We start from the raw sequence: 19,710 nt of genomic DNA on the forward strand, positions 1-19,710 counted from the left end.
CCTGATCATGCATTTGTAAAAAATCCAGGTTATAAGCGCGACGATCTAATAACGAAGTTATCTAATCGTCCGACAATCCGAACAGAGTTTTGTGCACTAATTCCGCTTAGGCAAGTCTGATTAATATTTTCGTATTAAAAATTTGCCATTCCCCCGAAACGGACTAGCTTCAAAGTTCCCGGCGTCTTGCGAGCGATTCTCACCCTTGACGCAGGTGCCGCCACTTAAGGCCTACACGGTAGGAGAGAGTATCTAACGCATGCTCTTTCAGTCATTCGAAAACAATGGAATGTACCAATGAACTGACCTGAATCATCTTCCGCTATTTGCATGCGCCTTACCCTACAGACTCTCTTTTCCGAAATGGAGCCAAGCCATGTCAGAGGCATCCGGAAAACTTCGACTCGGTGCGCTGGTCGCACTCGTAGTTGGTTCGATGATTGGTGGCGGCATCTTTTCCCTGCCGCAAAACATGGCGGCAAGTGCCGATGTCGGCGCAGTGCTGATCGGCTGGGCGATCACCGCCGTGGGCATGCTGACCCTGGCGTTCGTGTTCCAGACCCTGGCCAACCGCAAACCCGATCTGGATGGCGGGGTGTATGCCTACGCCAAGGCCGGTTTCGGTGACTACATGGGCTTCTCGTCGGCCTGGGGCTACTGGATCAGTGCCTGGCTGGGCAACGTCGGCTACTTCGTCCTGCTGTTCAGCACCCTCGGCTACTTCTTCCCGATCTTCGGCGAGGGCAACACCCCGGCCGCGGTCATCGGTGCCTCGGTCCTGCTCTGGGCCGTGCACTTCCTGGTCCTGCGCGGGATCAAGGAAGCGGCCTTCATCAACCTGGTCACCACCGTGGCCAAGGTCGTGCCGCTGGCCCTGTTCGTCCTCATCGCCCTGTTCGCCTTCAAGCTGGAGATCTTCACCGCCGATATCTGGGGCACGATGAACCCGGACCTGGGCAGCGTGATGAACCAGGTGCGCAACATGATGCTGGTCACCGTCTGGGTGTTCATCGGCATCGAGGGCGCGAGCATCTTCTCGGCCCGCGCGGAAAAACGCTCGGACGTGGGCAAGGCCACGGTCATCGGCTTCATCACCGTGCTGCTGTTCCTGGTCCTGGTCAACGTGCTGTCCCTGGGCATCATGACCCAGCCTGAACTGGCCAAGCTGCAGAACCCGTCGATGGCCGCCGTGCTCGAACACGTGGTCGGCCACTGGGGCGCGGTGCTGATCAGCGTCGGCCTGATCATCTCGCTGCTCGGTGCCCTGCTGTCGTGGGTGCTGCTCTGCGCCGAGATCATGTTCGCCGCGGCCAAGGACCACACCATGCCGGAGTTCCTCCGCCGCGAGAACGCCAACCATGTGCCGGCCAACGCCCTGTGGCTGACCAACGCCATGGTGCAGGTCTTCCTGGTGATCACGCTGTTCTCGGCCAGTACCTACCTGTCGCTGATCTACCTCGCCACCTCGATGATCCTGGTGCCGTACCTGTGGTCCGCCGCCTATGCGGTCCTGCTCGCGGTGCGCAGCGAGACCTACGAGAACGCCCTGGCCGAGCGCAAGAAAGACCTGATCATCGGCGGCATCGCCCTGATCTACGCGATCTGGCTGCTGTACGCCGGCGGCGTCAAATACCTGCTGCTTTCCGCCCTGCTCTATGCGCCTGGCGCGATCCTGTTCGCCAAGGCCAAGCGCGAGGTCGGCCAACCGATCTTTACCAACGTGGAGAAGTTGATATTCGCCGCCGTGGTCGTCGGTGCCCTGGTGGCTGCCTACGGCCTGTACGACGGCTTCCTTACGCTGTAACCCCCGTATTGCAAACCTTTGGAGGAAATGATCATGTCCACGGATAAAGTCAAATACGGTGTCCATTCCGAAGCGGGCAAACTGCGCAAAGTGATGGTTTGCTCCCCTGGTCTCGCTCACCAGCGCCTGACGCCCAGCAACTGCGACGAGTTGCTGTTCGACGACGTCATCTGGGTCAACCAGGCCAAGCGCGACCACTTCGACTTCGTCACCAAGATGCGCGAGCGTGGTGTCGAAGTCCTGGAAATGCACAACCTGCTGACCGAGACGATCCAGAACCCCGAAGCCCTGAAGTGGATCCTCGATCGCAAGATCACCGCCGATACCGTCGGCGTCGGCCTGACCAACGAAGTGCGCAGCTGGCTGGAAAGCCTGGAGCCGCGACGCCTGGCCGAATTCCTCATCGGCGGCGTGGCCGGCGAGGACCTGCCGGACAGCGAAGGCGCCAGCGTGATCAAGATGTACCGCGACTACCTGGGCCACTCCAGCTTCCTCCTGCCGCCGCTGCCGAACACCCAGTTCACCCGCGACACCACCTGCTGGATCTACGGCGGGGTGACGCTGAACCCGATGTACTGGCCGGCGCGCCGTCAGGAAACCCTGCTCGCCAGCGCCATCTACAAGTTCCACCCCGAGTTCACCAACGCCGACTTCGACATCTGGTACGGCAACCCGGACAAGGACCACGGCCAGGCCACCCTGGAAGGTGGCGACGTCATGCCGATCGGCAATGGCGTGGTGCTGATCGGCATGGGCGAGCGCACCTCGCGCCAGGCCATCGGCCAGCTGGCGCAATCCCTGTTCGCCAAGGGCGCAGTGGAGAAAGTGGTGGTCGCCGGCCTGCCGAAATCCCGCGCGGCGATGCACCTGGATACCGTGTTCAGCTTCTGCGACCGCGACCTGGTCACGGTCTTCCCGGAAGTGGTCAAGGAGATCGTGCCTTTCGTCATCCGTCCGGACAGCAGCAAGCCCTACGGCATGGACGTGCGCCGCGAGAACAAGTCGTTCATCGAGGTGGTCGCCGAATCCCTGGGCCTGAACGCCCTGCGCGTGGTGGAAACCGGCGGCAACAGCTTCGCCGCCGAGCGCGAGCAATGGGATGACGGCAACAACGTGGTGGCGCTGGAGCCCGGCGTGGTCATCGGCTACGACCGCAACACCTACACCAACACCCTGCTACGCAAGGCCGGGGTCGAGGTCATCACCATCAGCGCCGGCGAACTGGGCCGTGGTCGCGGCGGCGGCCACTGCATGACCTGCCCGATCGTCCGCGACCCTATCGACTACTAAGCAACGTCCATCGCCCCCGACCGCGCCTACCCGGCCGCGGTCGGGAGATCACCGAATCCAGGGAGAATCCAAAATGGCGTTCAACATCCACAACCGCAACCTGCTCAGCCTCGAACACCACAGCGAGCGCGAGTTGCGCTACCTGCTCGACCTGTCCCGCGACCTCAAGCGCGCCAAGTACACCGGCACCGAGCAGCAGCACCTGAAGGGCAACAACATCGCCCTGATCTTCGAAAAGACCTCGACGCGCACCCGTTGCGCCTTCGAAGTGGCGGCCTATGACCAGGGCGCCAACGTCACCTACATCGACCCGAACTCCTCGCAGATCGGCCACAAGGAAAGCATGAAGGACACCGCGCGGGTGCTCGGGCGCATGTACGACGCCATCGAGTACCGCGGCTTCAAGCAGGAAGTGGTGGAAGAGCTGGCCAAGTTCGCCGGGGTCCCGGTGTTCAACGGCCTGACCGACGAATACCACCCGACGCAGATGATCGCCGACGTGCTGACCATGCGCGAGCACGCCGACAAGCCGCTGCACGAGATCAGCTACGCCTACCTGGGCGATGCGCGCAACAACATGGGCAACTCGCTGCTGCTGATCGGCGCCAAGCTCGGCATGGACGTGCGCATCGCCGCGCCGAAGGCCCTGTGGCCACATGACGACCTGGTCGCCCGCTGCAAGCAGTACGCCGAATCCAGCGGCGCGCGCATCACCCTCACCGAAGACCCGAAAGCCGCGGTCAAGGGCGTGGACTTCGTGCACACCGACGTCTGGGTGTCCATGGGCGAGCCGGTGGAAGCCTGGGGTGAGCGCATCCAGCAACTGCTGCCGTACCAGGTCAATGCCGAGCTGATGAAAGCCACCGGCAACCCGCGGGCCAAGTTCATGCACTGCCTGCCGGCGTTCCACAACTCCGAGACCAAGGTCGGCAAGCAGATCGCCGAGCAGTATCCGCACCTGGCCAACGGCATCGAAGTGACCGACGACGTCTTCGAGTCGCCAGCGTGCATCGCCTTCGAGCAGGCGGAAAATCGCATGCACACGATCAAGGCGATCCTGGTTTCGACCCTGGCTGACCTCTAAAGGCGACGCGGCTCCCGCCCTGTAGGAGCTGGCTTGCCTGCGAAGGACCGCAAAGCGGTCCCGGACTTCACCGCTATCGGGGACCGCTGTGCGGTCCTTCGCGGGCAAGCCTCGCTCCTACAGGGTGGGCCCACCGACACTCAGTTTGAAGGACAAACACCATGCGTATCGTTGTTGCACTAGGCGGTAACGCGCTGCTGCGCCGTGGCGAGCCCATGACCGCCGACAACCAGCGCGCCAATATCCGCATCGCCACCGAGCAGATCGCCAAGATCCATCCCGGCAACCAGCTGGTCATCGCCCACGGCAACGGCCCGCAGGTCGGCCTGCTGTCGCTGCAGGCGGCGGCCTACACCTCGGTCGCGCCCTACCCGCTGGACGTGCTTGGCGCCGAGACCGAAGGCATGATCGGCTACATGATCGAACAGGAGCTGGGCAACCTGCTGGACTTCGAAGTGCCCTTCGCCACCCTGCTGACCCAGGTCGAAGTGGACGCCAAGGACCCGGCGTTCAACAACCCGACCAAACCCATCGGCCCGGTCTACAGCAAGGACGAAGCCGAGCGCCTGGCCAAGGAGAAAGGCTGGGCCATCGCCCCCGACGGCGACAAGTTTCGCCGCGTGGTGGCCAGCCCGAAACCCAAGCGCATCTTCGAGATTCGCCCGATCAAATGGCTGCTGGAAAAGAGCAGTATCGTGATCTGTGCCGGGGGTGGCGGCATTCCGACGATGTATGGTGCCGACGGCAAGCTGCAGGGCATCGAGGCGGTGATCGACAAGGACCTGTGCTCGGCGCTCCTGGCCGAGCAACTGGACGCCGATCTGCTGGTGATCGCCACCGACGTCAACGCTGCCTACATCGACTTCAACAAGCCGACGCAGAAAGCCATCGCCCAGGCCCATCCGGATGAACTGGAACGCCTGGGCTTCGCCGCCGGTTCCATGGGGCCGAAGGTGCAAGCGGCTTGCGATTTCGCCCGTCACACAGGCAAAGTCGCGGTGATCGGCTCGCTGAGCGATATCGAGGATATCGTCAAAGGCACCGCCGGCACCCGGGTCAGCACGGCCTCGCCAGGCATCAGCTATCGTTGAAACCCTGGGGCGGGCCTGCTGGCGGGTCCGCCTGTTTCAACCGTACAAGGAGCGCCTGTCATGGCACAGTTCACCCCCGGTCACCTGCATATCGAGCGCCACGCGCTGACCAAGGCAGACCACAGCTACAACATCTGCGTCGATTACGAAGTCACCCAGGATCCCAGGGATGGCAAAGGCATGCAGTTCCGCATGCACGGGACCATCCAGGACAAGTCGGTGGACGAGAAATTCTTCCTCGCCAAGGACCAGGCCTTCGACTTCGCCCGCTCGATCGACCGCATCGCCAAGCAATACGGCGTGCCGCCAAAGGCAGTGGTCACCTCGGCGCATGACATGTACTACGACGCCATGTTCGAGGACATCCGCGGCAAGCTCGACGTGAAGTCCGGCGACCCGATCAACCCGCAGCACCTGGAGTAGCCCGCACGGCTCACCGCTGGCAAGCCATTCGACCGCCAGGCGGGCGCAAGGCATACTTGCACGCTTCGCCAGCCGTGAACCTCCAAGCTCCCCATGCGCATCCATGTCAGCTTCATCGACCGCGTCGGCATCACCCAGGAAGTGCTCGCCCTGCTCGGGGCGCGCAATCTCAACCTGGATGCGGTGGAGATGGTGCCGCCGAACGTCTACATCGATGCGCCGACGCTGAACCCCTTCGTCCTCGAAGAACTCCACGACGCCCTGCTCAATGTCCACGGCGTGCAGACCGTGCGCGTGGTCGACATCCTGCCCGGCCAGCGCCGGCACCTGCAGCTCGATGCCCTGCTCGCCGCCATGAGCGATCCGGTCCTGGCCCTCGACAGTGCCGGCACCGTCCTGCTGGCCAACCCGGCGCTGCTCGCCCTGTGCGGCCAGGAACCGGCGGGGCGCAGCATCGCCGAACTGTTCGATGCTCCCGAGCTGCTCGCCACCCTGATCGAACAGGGCTTCCACCTGCCGATGCGCGAAGTGGTGTTCAACGGCCAGACCCTGCTGCTCGACGCCACGCCGATCACCGACGCCGGCGCGCTGGTCACCCTGTACCCGCCGAACCGCATCGGCGAACGCCTGTCCGCCCTGCACCACGACCATGCCGAAGGCTTCGACGCGCTGCTCGGCGAATCGCCGGCGATCCGCACCCTGAAGACCCGCGCCCTGCGCGTCGCGGCCCTGGACGCGCCGTTGCTGATCCACGGCGAGACCGGCACCGGCAAGGAACTGGTGGCCCGCGCCTGCCACGCCATCAGCAGCCGGCATGCCGCGCCGTTCCTCGCCCTCAACTGCGCGGCACTGCCGGAGAACCTCGCCGAAAGCGAGCTGTTCGGCTATGCCCCCGGGGCCTTCACCGGCGCCCAGCGCGGTGGCAAGCCGGGGCTGATGGAACTGGCCAACCAGGGCACGGTATTCCTCGACGAGATCGGCGAGATGTCGCCCTACCTGCAGGCCAAGCTGCTGCGTTTTCTCAACGACGGCAGCTTCCGCCGGGTCGGCGGCGACCGCGAGATCCGCGTCAACGTGCGGATCCTCAGCGCCACCCACCGCAACCTGGAAAAAATGGTCGCCGAGGGCAGCTTCCGCGAAGACCTGTTCTACCGCCTCAACGTCCTCAACCTGGAAGTGCCGCCGCTGCGCGAGCGCGGCCAGGACATCCTGCTGCTGGCGCGCTACTTCATGCAGCAGGCCTGCACGCAGATCCAGCGACCGCTCTGCCGCCTGGCCCCGGACACCCATCCGGCGCTGCTCGGCAACCGCTGGCCGGGCAATGTGCGGCAGTTGCAGAACGTGATCTTCCGCGCCGCCGCCATCAGCGACAGCAGCCTGGTGGACATCGGCGACCTGGATATCGCCGGTACCTCGGTAGCCCGCGAACACGACGGCGAAGTCGCCAGCCTGGAACAGGCGGTGGAGGACTTCGAGAAGAACCTCCTGGAAAAGCTCTACGCCAGCTACCCCTCGACCCGCCAACTGGCCAGCCGCCTGCAGACCTCGCACACCGCCATCGCCCATCGCCTGCGCAAGTACGGCATTTCCGGCAAGGCGTGAGCAGTTGTAGCGAAATCACTACAGCGTAACGATTTCGCTACACACCCCTGTAACGTCGCTGTAGCAAGGCGTTGATCCCCCTTCAGTTTTTCCTGACGCCACAACTGTAGCGATTTCATTACAGCCTTCCGCGAAAACGGTCAGGAAAAATCGGCCAAAGCCTTTGTTTACGGGGCTTTTCCGAATATGGCCGCATATTTGCTATGGGAACCGCCAGTCCCGGCCCGCCCCTGCGGCGGGCCACTACCGCATCCGGCCGCGACGACGGCCTTCGAGGAGTTCCCATGAGCGAGTTGCGTTTCACTGAAGATCACGAGTGGCTGCGTGCCGAAGCCGACGGCAGCGTGACCGTGGGCATCACCGCCTTCGCCCAGAACGCCCTGGGTGACGTGGTCTACGTGCAACTGCCGGAGCTGCAGCACTACGCCAAGGGCGCCGAAGCGTCCACCGTGGAGTCGGTGAAAGCCGCCAGCGGCGTGTACATGCCGCTGGAAGGCGAAGTGGTCGCGGTCAACGAGCAACTGGACAGCAACCCTGAGCTGGTCAACGAAGACCCGCTGGGCGAAGGCTGGTTCTTCCGCTTCGTCCCGGCCGACGCCGGCGCCATCGCCGGTCTGCTCGACCAGGACGCCTACGACCGCCTGCTCAACGCCAACGCCGACGCCTGAGGAACCCGCCATGACCATCAATCTCGGCACCGCCAACGAATTCATCGCCCGCCATATCGGTCCACGCCAGGCCGATGAACAGGCCATGCTCGCCACCCTCGGTTTCGACTCGCTGGAAGCCATGAGCGCCGCGGTCATCCCCGACAGCATCAAGGGCACCAGCGTGCTCGACATGGGCGCAGGCCAGAGCGAGGCCGATGCCCTCGCCGCGCTGAAAGCCATCGCCGGCAAGAACCAGCTGTTCAAGAGCCTCATCGGCCAGGGCTACTACAACTGCCACACCCCGGCGCCGATCCTGCGCAACCTCCTGGAAAACCCGGCCTGGTACACCGCCTACACGCCGTACCAGCCGGAGATCTCCCAGGGTCGCCTGGAAGCCCTGCTGAACTTCCAGACCCTGATCAGCGACCTCACCGGCCTGCCGATCGCCAACGCCTCCCTGCTCGACGAAGCCACCGCCGCCGCCGAGGCCATGACCTTCTGCAAGCGCCTGAGCAAGAACAAGGGCAGCCATGCCTTCTTCGCGTCCGTGCACTGCCACCCGCAGACCCTCGACGTCCTGCGCACCCGTGCCGAACCCCTGGGCATCGAAGTGGTGGTGGGCGACGAGCGTGAACTGAGCGACGTCAGCCGCTTCTTCGGCGCCGTGCTGCAATACCCGGCGAGCAGCGGTGACGTCTTCGACTACCGCGAACTGGTCGAGCGCTTCCACGCCGCCAACGCCCTGGTGGCCGTGGCCGCCGACCTGCTGGCCCTGACCCTGCTGACCCCGCCGGGCGAATTCGGTGCCGACGTGGCCATCGGCAGCGCCCAGCGCTTCGGTGTCCCGCTGGGCTTCGGCGGCCCGCACGCCGCCTACTTCTCCACCCGCGACGCGTTCAAGCGCGACATGCCGGGCCGCCTGGTCGGCGTATCCATCGACCGCTTCGGCAAGACCGCGCTGCGCCTGGCCATGCAGACCCGCGAACAACACATCCGCCGCGAGAAGGCCACCAGCAACATCTGCACCGCGCAGGTACTGCTGGCCAACATCGCCAGCATGTACGCCGTCTACCACGGTCCGCAGGGCCTGAAGCAGATCGCCGCGCGCACCCACCAGCTGACCGCGATCCTCGCCGCCGGCCTCAAGACCCTGGGCGCCACCGTCGAGACCGCGAGCTTCTTCGACACCCTGACCCTGAACACCGCGGGCGACACCGCCGCGCTGCACGACAAGGCCCGCGCCCTGGGCTTCAACCTGCGCCAGATCGATGCCGAGCGTGTCGGCCTGTCGCTGGACGAGACCAGCCGCCAGGCCGATGTCGAAGCCCTCTGGAGCCTGTTCGCCAATGGCCAGGCCCTGCCGGACTTCGCCGCCCTCGCCGCCAGCACCGCCGCGCAACTGCCGGCCGCCCTGCTGCGCCAGTCGGCAATCCTCGAACACCCGGTGTTCAACCGCTACCACAGCGAAACCGAGCTGATGCGCTACCTGCGCCGCCTGGCCGACAAGGATCTGGCGCTGGACCGCACCATGATCCCGCTGGGCTCCTGCACCATGAAGCTCAACGCCGCCAGCGAAATGATCCCGGTGACCTGGGCCGAATTCGGCAACCTGCACCCGTTCGCCCCGGCCGAGCAGAGCCAGGGCTACCAGCAGCTGACCTCGGAACTGGAAGCCATGCTCTGCGCCGCCACCGGCTACGACGCCGTGTCGCTGCAGCCGAACGCCGGCTCCCAGGGCGAGTACGCCGGCCTGCTGGCGATCCGCGCCTACCACCAGAGCCGTGGCGACGAGCGCCGCGACATCTGCCTGATCCCGTCCTCGGCCCACGGTACCAACCCGGCGACCGCGCACATGGCCGGCATGCGCGTGGTGGTGACCGCCTGTGACGCCCGCGGCAACGTCGACATCGACGACCTGCGGGCCAAGGCCATCGAGCACCGCGAGCACCTCGCCGCGCTGATGATCACCTACCCGTCGACCCACGGCGTGTTCGAGGAAGCCATCGGCGAAATCTGCGCGATCATCCACGACAACGGCGGCCAGGTGTACATCGACGGCGCCAATATGAACGCCATGGTCGGCCTCTGCGCCCCGGGCAAGTTCGGCGGCGACGTCTCGCACCTGAACCTGCACAAGACCTTCTGCATTCCGCACGGCGGTGGCGGCCCGGGCGTCGGCCCGATCGGCGTCAAGGCGCACCTGGCGCCGTTCCTGCCAGGCCATGCGCACATGGAGAACAAGCAGGGCGCGGTCTGCGCCGCGCCGTTCGGCAGCGCCAGCATCCTGCCGATCACCTGGATGTACATCCGCATGATGGGTGGCGCCGGTCTCAAGCGTGCCTCGCAGATGGCGATCCTCAACGCCAACTACATCGCCCGTCGCCTGGAAGAGCACTATCCTGTCCTCTACACCGGCAGCAACGGCCTGGTCGCGCACGAGTGCATCCTCGACCTGCGTCCGCTCAAGGACACCAGCGGCATCAGCGTCGATGACGTGGCCAAGCGCCTGATCGACTTCGGCTTCCATGCCCCGACCATGTCCTTCCCGGTGGCGGGCACGCTGATGATCGAACCGACCGAAAGCGAGTCCAAGGAAGAACTGGACCGCTTCTGCGATGCGATGATCCGCATCCGCGAAGAGATCCGCGCGGTGGAGAACGGCAGCCTGGACAAGGACGACAACCCGCTGAAGAACGCCCCGCACACCGCCGCCGAACTGGCTGGCGAGTGGCCGCACGGCTACAGCCGCGAACAGGCGGTGTATCCGCTGCCGTCGCTGGTCGAAGGCAAGTACTGGCCGCCGGTGGGTCGGGTGGACAACGTGTTCGGCGATCGCAACCTGGTGTGTGCTTGCCCGTCGATCGAGAGCTACCAAGAGGTCTGAGGGGAAGTCGGGGACCGCTTTGCGGTCCTTCGCAGGCAAGCCAGCTCCTACGAGAGCCACGCCGCCCCTGTAGGAGCGTGGCTTGTCAGGGCCGCAAAGCGGCCCCAAAACCATCACCCTGGAGGATCCTGCCATGTCACTGAGCGTCTTCGACCTGTTCAAGATCGGCATCGGCCCCTCCAGCTCCCACACCGTCGGTCCGATGCGCGCTGCCGCGCGCTTCGCCGAAGGATTGCGGCGTGACGGCCTGCTGGCCGCCACCCACAGCGTCAAGGTCGAGCTGTACGGCTCGCTCGGCGCCACCGGCAAGGGCCACGGCAGCGACAAGGCCGTGCTCCTCGGCCTGGAGGGCGAGCACCCCGACAGCGTCGATACCGACAGCATTCCCGCGCGCCTGCAGGCCATCCGCGACAGCGGCCGGCTCGAACTGCTCGGCGAGCACGCCATCGAATTCCACGAGAAACAGCACCTGGCAATGATCCGCAAGCCGCTGGAGTACCACCCCAACGGCATGATCTTCCGCGCCTTCGACACCGCCGGCCTGCAGATCCGCAGCCGCGAGTACTACTCGGTGGGCGGCGGCTTCGTGGTCGACGAGGACGCCGCCGGCGCCAACCGTATCGTCGAGGACAAGACCCCGCTGAACTACCCGTTCAAGACCGCCAGGGAACTGCTGGCGCACTGCGCCGCGCAGCACCTGTCCATCAGCCAGGTGATGCTCGCCAACGAGGCCGCCTGGCGCCCGGAAAGCGAGACGCGGGCCGGCCTGTTGAAGATCTGGCAGGTCATGCAGGACTGCGTCAGTGCCGGTTGTCGCCATGAAGGCATCCTGCCCGGCGGGCTCAAGGTCAAGCGCCGCGCCCCGGCGCTCTACCGCCAGCTCTGCGCCAGCCCCGAGGCCAACCTGCGCGATGCCCTCTCGGTACTCGACTGGGTCAACCTCTACGCCCTGGCGGTGAACGAGGAAAATGCCTTCGGCGGACGGGTGGTCACCGCCCCGACCAACGGCGCCGCCGGCATCGTCCCGGCCGTTCTGCACTACTACATGCGCTTCATTCCCGGGGCCAACGAAGACGGCGTGGTGCGCTTCCTGCTCACCGCCGCCGCCATCGGCATCCTCTATAAGGAAAACGCCTCGATCTCCGGCGCCGAAGTCGGCTGCCAGGGCGAAGTGGGCGTGGCCTGCTCCATGGCCGCCGGCGCGCTCTGCGAAGTGATGGGCGGTAGCGTGCAGCAAGTGGAGAACGCCGCCGAAATCGGCATGGAACACAACCTGGGCCTGACCTGCGACCCGATCGGCGGTCTGGTCCAAGTGCCCTGCATCGAACGCAACGCGATGGGCTCGGTGAAGGCGATCAACGCGGTGCGCATGGCCCTGCGCGGCGACGGGCAGCACTACGTGTCCCTCGACAAGGTCATCCGCACCATGCGCCAGACCGGCGCCGACATGAAAAGCAAATACAAGGAGACCGCCCGCGGCGGTCTGGCCGTCAACATCATCGAATGCTGACATCCCATTGAAACCCAGGAGTCCCGAATGTCCACCGAAACACTGCTGAAAACCCCGCTGCACGCCCTGCACCTGGAACTGGGTGCGCGCATGGTGCCCTTCGCCGGCTACGACATGCCGGTCCAGTACCCGCTGGGTGTCATGAAGGAACACCTGCACACCCGCGAGCAGGCCGGTCTGTTCGACGTCTCGCACATGGGCCAGATCCGTCTGCGCGGCGCCGACGCGGCCAAGGCCCTGGAAAGCCTGGTGCCGGTGGACATCATCGACCTGCCGGTGGGCATGCAGCGCTATGCGATGTTCACCAACGAACAGGGCGGCATCCTCGACGACCTGATGGTCGCCAACCTCGGTGACGGCGAGCTGTTCCTGGTGGTCAACGCCGCCTGCAAGGACCAGGACCTGGCCCACCTGCGCCAGCACATCGGCAACCAGTGCGAAATCGAGCCGCTGTTCGAGGAACGCGCGCTGCTGGCCTTGCAGGGTCCGGCCGCGGTCAAGGTGCTGGAGCGCCTGGCGCCGCAGGTGGCGAAGATGACCTTCATGCAGTTCGCCGCCGTGCAACTGCTGGGCGAAGACTGCTACGTCAGCCGCTCCGGCTACACCGGCGAAGATGGCTACGAGATCTCCGTGCCGGCGCCCAAGGCCGAGGCCCTGGCCCGTCGCCTGCTGGACGAGCCGGAAGTCGCCGCCATCGGCCTCGGCGCCCGTGACTCGCTGCGCCTGGAAGCCGGCCTGTGCCTGTACGGCCACGACATGAACACCGAAACCACCCCGGTGGAGGCCAGCCTGCTGTGGGCCGTGTCCAAGCCACGCCGTGCCGATGGCGCGCGTGCCGGTGGCTTCCCCGGTGCCGCCCAGGTCTTCGCCCAGCAGCAGAGTGGCGTGGCGCGCAAGCGCGTCGGCCTGCTGCCGCAGGAGCGCACCCCGGTGCGTGAAGATGCCGAGATCGTCGATGAAGCCGGCAGCGTCATCGGCCGGGTATGCAGCGGCGGCTTCGGTCCGACCCTCGGCGGCCCCGTCGCCATGGGCTACCTGGACAGTGCGCACTGCGCCCTCGACACCCAGGTCTGGGCCATCGTGCGGGGCAAGCGCGTGGCGATGAAAGTCAGCAAGATGCCGTTCGTCCCGCAACGTTATTACCGCGGCTGAGTCCACGACAAACAGTGTCATGGCGCGTTCGGAATATTCGATTTCGAACGCACTGCCAAACTTTCGAACATGACCGTGGACGAGCCTCGGAAAAAGCGCGTAAAAATCGCCCGAAAGGCTGAAAACCAGCGGTCTGCAGGGCTTGTGTTTCCCGGGAGAGTTAGCGTAGAGTCAGCGAACTGTGTTTGCGTGGGTCGCTATAGTTTGTGGCCTGGACAGTAGCCTGAGATTCGCTACACAACGTTCGACGTCTCTTACTTTCCTGCAACCCAGCCCAGTACGCTTTCATTACATTCCAATGAAAGAAGCTGTCATCACAATTCAAGTTTCAAAGGAAATTAAGACATGTCTCAACGTCAGAGCGGTACCGTCAAGTGGTTTAACGACGAAAAGGGTTTCGGTTTCATCACTCCTGAGAGCGGTCCGGATCTGTTCGTACACTTCCGCGCCATTCAGGGCAACGGCTTCAAGAGCCTGAAAGAAGGCCAGAAAGTGACCTTCGTCGCTGTGCAAGGCCAGAAAGGCATGCAAGCTGACGAGGTCATCGCTGAAGCCTAAGTCTTCGCGATCCCCGAAAAGCCCCTGTCAATGACAGGGGCTTTTTTTTGCGCGCGATTCCGTAGAATGCACGCTTTTGCGCCAGGAGCTTCACCCGATGCCGAAACCACTGCTCCAGCCACAGGGCGACTTCCCGGTTGCCGGCCTGGGCCGCCGCCTTGCGGCGATGTTCTATGACTTCCTGCTCTGCACTGCCCTGCTGATGGTCACCACGCTGGTCTACAAGATGATCCAGATGTCCATCATCGGCGAGACGCGCATGCGCGCCCTGACCGAGGCCGGCGCCCTCGACGGCGACCCGCTGCTCTCGACGATCCTGCTGTTCGCCCTGTTCGGCTTCTTCGCCAAGTTCTGGACCCACGGCGGCCAGACCCTGGGCATGCAGGTCTGGGGCGTGCGGGTGCAGAACGCCGACGGCAGCGCGATCAGCCTGTGGCAGGCGCTACTGCGCTTCGTGGTGTCGATCGGTTCATGGCTGTGCCTGGGGCTGGGCTTCTTCTGGGTGCTGATAGACAAGCAGAAACGCAGCTGGCATGACATGTATTCAGAGACGCAGGTGGTGCGGATTCCCAAGCAGAAGAAATGAGCCGACCTTGCGCCGGACACGAAAAAGCCGACCCCGGGGTCGGCTTTTTTGTGTCCGGCTGGATCAACCCGCCCGACGCAACAACCACAATCCCGCCAGCGCGCAGATCGCCGCGGGCAGCAGCACCGCCAGCAACGGCGGGAAGCCGAATACCTGACTGGACGGCCCCAGCAGGTCCTGGGCGATACGGAACACGAAGCCCACCAGCACACCGGTGAACACGCGCTGCCCCAGGGTTACCGAACGCAGCGGGCCGAAGATGAACGAGATGGCCATCAGCACCAGCGCGGCGGTGACCAGCGGCTGCAGGACCTTGGTCCAGAACGCCAGCCAGTAGCGGTCGTTGTTCAGGCCTTGCTCGGACAGGTAGTGAATGTAGTCCCACAGGCCGGTGATCGACAGCGACTCCGGTGCCATTACCACGGTATTGAGCAGTTGCGGGGTCAAGGCGACGTCCCAGCGCTCTTCCGGCGTCTGTACCACTTCGGTGTGATCGCCGCGGAACATCGTGCTGGTGACCTCGCTCAGCATCCAGTGATCGTCCCGGTACTGCGCGCGCCGGGCAAAGCTGGACGAGAGCATGTGGCGCTCGTTGTCGAAGTGATAGCGGGTGACACCCAGCAGCAGGCCGTTGGGCTGCACGGTGTTGATATGGACGAACTCCTCGCCCTGGCGGTGCCACAGGCCGCGCTTGGACGTCTGCGCCTCGCCACCGCCCTGGGCCAGGGAGCGGTCGGCCTGGGCCTTGTTCTCGGTAACCGGCGCCACGTATTCGCCGATCAGCACACCCGCCAGCATCAGCACCAGCATCGGCTTCATCACCGCCCAGACGATACGCCCGATGGACACGCCAGCGGCGCGCATGATGGTGAGCTCGCTGTTGCTGGCCAGGCTGCCGAGACCGATCAGGCAACCGATCAGGCCGGCCATCGGCAGCATGTCGTAGAGACGCCGCGGGGCGGTCAGCAGGACGAACTCGCCCGCATTCCACAAGGTATAGGAATCGCTGATGTCGCCCATTTCGTCGATGAAGGCAAACAACGAGGCCAGGCCGAGAATGATCCCCAGCACGGCGAGGATGGCCATGAACACGCTTGTGCCGATGTAACCGTCGAGCTTACGCACGGGCCACCTCCGCGCGACGCGAGTTCAGCTTGAGGCGCAGTGGCTCCCAGTACATCAATGCCAGGCCGATCAGCAGGAACAGGCCGTGCACCGGCCACAGGCCAAGGGCGATCGGCAGCTTGCCTTTCTCCAGGGCGCCGCGGGCGGCAATCAGAATCGTCAGGTAAGCCATATACAGAAGAATCGCCGGCAGCAGCTTGAGGAAACGGCCCTGGCGTGGGTTGACCCGCGAAAGCGGGACCGCCATCAGGGTCACGATGAACACCAGCAGCGGCAGCGACAGGCGCCACTGCAACTCGGCCCGCTCGCGCGCGGCATCGCTCTTGAACAGTTCCGAGGTCGGGATGGCCTCGCGCTCGGTGATGTCCTGGCTGACTTCCGGCTTGGGCAGGAGCACGCCGTAGGTGTCGTACTTGATCGCCCGGTAGTCGGCCTGGCCGGGGTTGCCGTCGTAGCGATAGCCGTTTTCCAGGACCAGGTAGCGGTTGCCGTCGGCCTGCACCTCCTGGCGCCCCTTCTCGGCGAGCAGCACGCTGATGCCGCGGTCCTTGGACTTGTCGGTGGAGAGCCGCTTCTCGGAAATAAACACCCCGCCCAGCTTGACGCGGTCATCGGAGAGCTGCTCCGTGTAGGTCACCCGGGTGCCGTCGCGCAGGGTCTGGAAGCGGCCAGGCACCAGGGTGTCGAACTCGGTCAGGGCGTCCTGCTGGTTGATGATCTGCGCCACCTGGGCCACGCCCTGGGGAGCCAGGCTCAGGCTCAGCCAGGCGACCAGCAGCGCCACCAGCGCCGCCGGGGCCATGGTCATGCGCAGCAGGCGCTGCTGGCTCATGCCGGTGGCGGACAGCACGGTCATCTCGCTTTCCAGGTACAGGCGACCGTAGGACAGCAGGATGCCGAGGAACAGGCCCAGCGGCAGGATCAACTGCAGGAAGCCCGGCAGGCGATAGCCCATGATCAGGAACAGCACGCCCGGATCGAGCATGCCCTGCGCGGCCTGGGCCAGGTATTTGATGAAGCGCCCGCTCATGATGATGACCAGCAGCACGGCGCTGACGGCACTCAAGGTCACCAGGACCTCGCGGGACAGATAACGGAAGACGATCAAACCAGACACTCCTGGATTGTCAGGCTCGGACAGCCGAACAAGGAAAACGTTGCAACCAACAAGATAGTTGCCGGTGCTTCAATGCATCCGGACTTCGAAGTCGGCGCATTATCCTGTGATTGACCCTGCCTGTCACTGCGCAGCGCGCAATGCTTGAAAACGGGGTTGTCAGCGGCGCCGCACCGGGCTCACACTGGCGGCTTTGCGCCTGGCCCGGCACTAGCGGCCAGGACGCTTCGAGCGCTCGCACCGACCAGCGCGCACTGACAGTTCATTCGGGGACCCTGACATGGAATTGGTTGTAAAAAGCGTAGCCGCAGCATCCTTGAAAACCGCCACCCTGGTCCTGGCCGTGGGCGAAGGCCGCAAGCTGGGCGCCAGCGCCAAGGCCGTCGACGAGGCCACCAAGGGCGCCCTGAGCGCAGCGCTCAAGCGTGGCGACATCGCCGGCAAGGTCGGTCAGACCCTGCTCCTGCCTGGCCTGCCGGGCCTCAAGGCGGAGCGCGTGCTGCTGGTCGGCAGCGGCAAGGAAGACAGCCTCGGCGACCGCAGCTGGCGCAAGCTCGCCAATGCCGTGCTCGGGGTGCTCAAGGGCCTGGGCGGCAGCGATGCGGTGCTGGCCCTGGACGACATCGCCCTGACCGGCCGCGACGCCCACTACGGCAAGGCGCGTCTGCTCGCCGAAACCCTGCTCGACGGCGAATACGTGTTCGACCGCTTCAAGAGCCAGAAGGCCGAACCCCGCGCCCTGAAGAAAATCACCCTGCTGGCCGACAAGGCCGGCCTCGCCGACACCGAGCGTGCGGTCAAGCACGCCAGCGCCATCACCAGCGGCATGCGCCTGACCCGCGACCTCGGCAACCTGCCGCCGAACCTGTGCCATCCGAGCTTCCTCGCCGAAGAGGCGAAGAACCTGGGCAAGGCCTTCAAGAGCCTCAAGGTCGAAGTCCTCGACGAGAAGAAGATCAAGGACCTGGGCATGGGCGCGTTCTACGCCGTCGGCCAGGGCAGCGACCAGCCTCCGCGGCTGATCGTGATGAACTACCAGGGCGCGAAGAAGAGCGACAAACCCTTCGTGCTGGTGGGCAAGGGCATCACCTTCGACACCGGCGGCATCAGCCTCAAGCCCGGCGCCGGCATGGACGAGATGAAGTACGACATGTGCGGTGCCGCCAGCGTCTTCGGCACCCTGCGCGCCGTGCTCGAACTGCAGCTGCCGATCAACCTGGTGTGCCTGCTGGCCTGCGCCGAGAACATGCCGAGCGGCGGCGCCACCCGTCCGGGTGACATCGTCACCACCATGAGCGGGCAAACCGTGGAAATCCTCAACACCGACGCCGAAGGCCGCCTGGTGCTGTGCGATGCCCTGACCTACGCCGAGCGCTTCAAGCCGCAGGCGGTGATCGACATCGCCACCCTCACCGGCGCCTGCATCGTCGCCCTCGGCAGCCACACCTCGGGCCTGATGGGCAACGACGACGAACTGGTGGAGCAACTGCTCGGCGCCGGCAAGCGCGCCGACGACCGCGCCTGGCAACTGCCGCTGTTCGATGAATACCAGGAACAACTGGACAGCCCGTTCGCCGACATCGCCAACATCGGCGGGCCGAAGGCCGGCACCATCACCGCCGGCTGCTTCCTGTCGCGCTTCGCCAAGGCCTACCGCTGGGCACACCTGGACATCGCCGGTACGGCGTGGATCAGCGGCGGCAAGGACAAGGGCGCCACTGGCCGGCCAGTCCCGCTGCTGACCCAGTACCTGCTCGATCGCGCCGACGCCTGATCCGGAAGCCGGCCGGTCCCGTGACCGGCCGGCGCCTGCGCCATGAGCAAAGTCGACTTCTATATCCTGCCCAGCCCCTCGCCCGCCGCGCGCCTGGACTTCGCCTGCAAGCTCTGCGAAAAGGCCTGGCGCCTCGGTCATCGGGTCTACCTGAACTGCAGCGATACCGCCCAGCGCGATGAGCTGGATGCCCGTCTCTGGGCGTTCAAGGCGGAAACCTTCGTGCCTCACAGCCACGCCGAAGACGATGCCGCAGCGGCGGTTGCCCTGGGCGTCGGCGACGATCCCGGCGAGCACCAGGACCTGCTGGTCAATCTCGACCTGAAGGTCCCGCCGTTCGCTGCGCGCTTCGCCCGTATCGCCGAGATCGTGGTCGAGGAGCCAGCGATCCGCCAGGCGACCCGAGAGAGTTTCCGCTTCTACCGCGAACAGGGCTATGCTCTGCAAGATCACCGCTTACAGCGATTCTGACGACGATGGACAAACGCCCGCCCCTGCCGCAATCCGCCCATCTGCTGGACGACCTGGAGTCGATCCGCCAGTTGCTGGGCGACGAAACCCTGCAACCGCCCCTGCTGACCGAAACCGTGGAAGAACAGATCCCGCTGCTGCTCGAACCAGCCGAAGACCTGGCACCGCCTGCCCCCGCCACCACACCGGTGGCCGAAGCCGACCCGCAGGCCCGTCGCCAGGACACCCTGCTGCACCTGGACGCAGAGCTGCGTGCTGCCGCGCAGTTGATCATGCAGGACGTGATCGACGACTTCGCCCCGCATATCGAGAACGAGATCAAGCGCCGCCTCGATGCCCGCCTGGAACGCTTGCTGAACCAGTCCTCCTGATCTGCCCTCCCCCGTAGGAGCGTGGCTTGCCCGCGAAGGACCGCAAGGCGGTCCCGATTGCGCGGTCATCGGGGACCGCCTTGCGGTCCTTCGCGGGCAAGCCACGCTCCTGCGGCGATTCGGCATGAAAGCCGAACATTGCAGCATCAAGCCCTCCCCTGCGTGTCGCCTCAACCCCCCGCCTCCGTTATACTTCCCGGCTTTCCCGAATAAATGCC

General features: G+C 65.0%; 17 protein-coding genes. 15 read left to right on the forward strand and 2 right to left on the reverse strand.

Annotated features, from left to right (window positions below):
• The first annotated feature begins 376 nt into the window (after nucleotides 1–376).
• The 12 genes from arcD (at nucleotide 377) to RTI28_RS03705 (ending at nucleotide 14,634) form a co-directional block, all read left to right on the forward strand.
• Nucleotides 377–1,804, forward strand: coding sequence for an arginine-ornithine antiporter (gene arcD, locus RTI28_RS03650; protein ID WP_316919179.1), 1,428 nt, complete (start codon nucleotides 377–379; stop codon nucleotides 1,802–1,804).
• Between the two features lie 33 nt (nucleotides 1,805–1,837).
• The gene (arcA, locus tag RTI28_RS03655) at nucleotides 1,838–3,094 is read left to right on the forward strand and encodes an arginine deiminase (RefSeq protein WP_316919180.1); all 1,257 of its coding nucleotides are present in this window, start codon (nucleotides 1,838–1,840) and stop codon (nucleotides 3,092–3,094) included.
• Between the two features lie 73 nt (nucleotides 3,095–3,167).
• The gene (locus RTI28_RS03660) at nucleotides 3,168–4,178 is read left to right on the forward strand and encodes an ornithine carbamoyltransferase (RefSeq protein ID WP_316919181.1); all 1,011 of its coding nucleotides are present in this window, start codon (nucleotides 3,168–3,170) and stop codon (nucleotides 4,176–4,178) included.
• Between the two features lie 161 nt (nucleotides 4,179–4,339).
• On the forward strand, nucleotides 4,340–5,269 hold the full coding sequence (gene arcC, locus RTI28_RS03665; protein ID WP_316919182.1) for a carbamate kinase: 930 nt from the start codon (nucleotides 4,340–4,342) through the stop codon (nucleotides 5,267–5,269).
• Between the two features lie 60 nt (nucleotides 5,270–5,329).
• On the forward strand, nucleotides 5,330–5,692 hold the full coding sequence (locus RTI28_RS03670) for a DUF5064 family protein (RefSeq protein WP_316919183.1): 363 nt from the start codon (nucleotides 5,330–5,332) through the stop codon (nucleotides 5,690–5,692).
• Nucleotides 5,693–5,785: 93 nt separating this feature from the next.
• A complete protein-coding gene (locus RTI28_RS03675) occupies nucleotides 5,786–7,294 on the forward strand; it encodes a sigma-54-dependent transcriptional regulator (protein WP_316919184.1) in 1,509 nt (502 codons plus the stop codon).
• 284 nt (nucleotides 7,295–7,578) lie between these two features.
• A complete protein-coding gene (gene gcvH, locus RTI28_RS03680) occupies nucleotides 7,579–7,962 on the forward strand; it encodes a glycine cleavage system protein GcvH (protein WP_316919185.1) in 384 nt (127 codons plus the stop codon).
• Between the two features lie 10 nt (nucleotides 7,963–7,972).
• Nucleotides 7,973–10,828, forward strand: coding sequence for an aminomethyl-transferring glycine dehydrogenase (gcvP, locus tag RTI28_RS03685; protein WP_316919186.1), 2,856 nt, complete (start codon nucleotides 7,973–7,975; stop codon nucleotides 10,826–10,828).
• 133 nt (nucleotides 10,829–10,961) lie between these two features.
• Nucleotides 10,962–12,338: an L-serine ammonia-lyase gene (locus tag RTI28_RS03690; protein ID WP_316919187.1), complete on the forward strand. Its 1,377-nt coding sequence runs from the start codon at nucleotides 10,962–10,964 to the stop codon at nucleotides 12,336–12,338.
• Between the two features lie 27 nt (nucleotides 12,339–12,365).
• Entirely contained in the window at nucleotides 12,366–13,490 is a 1,125-nt protein-coding gene (gene gcvT, locus RTI28_RS03695) for a glycine cleavage system aminomethyltransferase GcvT (protein WP_316919188.1), read from the forward strand.
• A 345-nt stretch (nucleotides 13,491–13,835) separates the two neighbouring features.
• Nucleotides 13,836–14,048 (forward strand): cold-shock protein, encoded by a 213-nt coding sequence (locus RTI28_RS03700; protein WP_011335634.1) that lies wholly within the window; start codon nucleotides 13,836–13,838, stop codon nucleotides 14,046–14,048.
• Between the two features lie 97 nt (nucleotides 14,049–14,145).
• Entirely contained in the window at nucleotides 14,146–14,634 is a 489-nt protein-coding gene (locus RTI28_RS03705; RefSeq protein ID WP_316919189.1) for an RDD family protein, read from the forward strand.
• Between the two features lie 63 nt (nucleotides 14,635–14,697).
• Here RTI28_RS03705 and lptG read toward each other — a convergent pair whose 3' ends face one another.
• Nucleotides 14,698–15,759 (reverse strand): LPS export ABC transporter permease LptG, encoded by a 1,062-nt coding sequence (lptG, locus tag RTI28_RS03710; protein WP_316919190.1) that lies wholly within the window; start codon nucleotides 15,757–15,759, stop codon nucleotides 14,698–14,700.
• Nucleotides 15,752–16,867, reverse strand: a complete 1,116-nt coding sequence (gene lptF, locus RTI28_RS03715) for an LPS export ABC transporter permease LptF (RefSeq protein ID WP_316919191.1) — start codon at nucleotides 16,865–16,867, stop codon at nucleotides 15,752–15,754. Before lptF ends, lptG begins: the two co-directional genes overlap by 8 nt.
• Before the next feature lie 289 nt (nucleotides 16,868–17,156).
• Here lptF and RTI28_RS03720 point away from each other — a divergent pair, with 289 nt between their 5' ends.
• The 3 genes from RTI28_RS03720 to RTI28_RS03730 are packed head-to-tail and all read left to right on the forward strand — an operon-like array spanning nucleotide 17,157 to nucleotide 19,492.
• Nucleotides 17,157–18,650 carry a leucyl aminopeptidase gene (locus tag RTI28_RS03720; RefSeq protein ID WP_316919192.1) on the forward strand — a complete coding sequence of 498 codons (1,494 nt, stop codon included), beginning with the start codon at nucleotides 17,157–17,159 and terminating at the stop codon, nucleotides 18,648–18,650.
• A 42-nt stretch (nucleotides 18,651–18,692) separates the two neighbouring features.
• On the forward strand, nucleotides 18,693–19,121 hold the full coding sequence (locus tag RTI28_RS03725; protein ID WP_316919193.1) for a DNA polymerase III subunit chi: 429 nt from the start codon (nucleotides 18,693–18,695) through the stop codon (nucleotides 19,119–19,121).
• 5 nt (nucleotides 19,122–19,126) lie between these two features.
• On the forward strand, nucleotides 19,127–19,492 hold the full coding sequence (locus RTI28_RS03730) for a DNA polymerase III subunit chi (RefSeq protein ID WP_316919194.1): 366 nt from the start codon (nucleotides 19,127–19,129) through the stop codon (nucleotides 19,490–19,492).
• Nucleotides 19,493–19,710: the final 218 nt, after the last annotated feature.

Source organism: Pseudomonas sp. zfem002 (assembly GCF_032621685.1).
GTDB classification, from domain to species: Bacteria; Pseudomonadota; Gammaproteobacteria; order Pseudomonadales; family Pseudomonadaceae; genus Aquipseudomonas; species Aquipseudomonas japonica.

Excerpts from the sequence above, each read along its gene's own strand:
- arcD (WP_316919179.1), top strand. The coding sequence starts at position 377 with ATGTCAGAGGCATCCGGAAAACTTCGACTCGGTGCGCTGGTCGCACTC.
- arcA (WP_316919180.1), top strand. The coding sequence starts at position 1,838 with ATGTCCACGGATAAAGTCAAATACGGTGTCCATTCCGAAGCGGGCAAA.
- RTI28_RS03660 (WP_316919181.1), top strand. The coding sequence starts at position 3,168 with ATGGCGTTCAACATCCACAACCGCAACCTGCTCAGCCTCGAACACCAC.
- arcC (WP_316919182.1), top strand. The coding sequence starts at position 4,340 with ATGCGTATCGTTGTTGCACTAGGCGGTAACGCGCTGCTGCGCCGTGGC.
- RTI28_RS03670 (WP_316919183.1), top strand. The coding sequence starts at position 5,330 with ATGGCACAGTTCACCCCCGGTCACCTGCATATCGAGCGCCACGCGCTG.
- RTI28_RS03675 (WP_316919184.1), top strand. The coding sequence starts at position 5,786 with ATGCGCATCCATGTCAGCTTCATCGACCGCGTCGGCATCACCCAGGAA.
- gcvH (WP_316919185.1), top strand. The coding sequence starts at position 7,579 with ATGAGCGAGTTGCGTTTCACTGAAGATCACGAGTGGCTGCGTGCCGAA.
- gcvP (WP_316919186.1), top strand. The coding sequence starts at position 7,973 with ATGACCATCAATCTCGGCACCGCCAACGAATTCATCGCCCGCCATATC.
- RTI28_RS03690 (WP_316919187.1), top strand. The coding sequence starts at position 10,962 with ATGTCACTGAGCGTCTTCGACCTGTTCAAGATCGGCATCGGCCCCTCC.
- gcvT (WP_316919188.1), top strand. The coding sequence starts at position 12,366 with ATGTCCACCGAAACACTGCTGAAAACCCCGCTGCACGCCCTGCACCTG.
- RTI28_RS03700 (WP_011335634.1), top strand. The coding sequence starts at position 13,836 with ATGTCTCAACGTCAGAGCGGTACCGTCAAGTGGTTTAACGACGAAAAG.
- RTI28_RS03705 (WP_316919189.1), top strand. The coding sequence starts at position 14,146 with ATGCCGAAACCACTGCTCCAGCCACAGGGCGACTTCCCGGTTGCCGGC.
- RTI28_RS03720 (WP_316919192.1), top strand. The coding sequence starts at position 17,157 with ATGGAATTGGTTGTAAAAAGCGTAGCCGCAGCATCCTTGAAAACCGCC.
- RTI28_RS03725 (WP_316919193.1), top strand. The coding sequence starts at position 18,693 with ATGAGCAAAGTCGACTTCTATATCCTGCCCAGCCCCTCGCCCGCCGCG.
- RTI28_RS03730 (WP_316919194.1), top strand. The coding sequence starts at position 19,127 with ATGGACAAACGCCCGCCCCTGCCGCAATCCGCCCATCTGCTGGACGAC.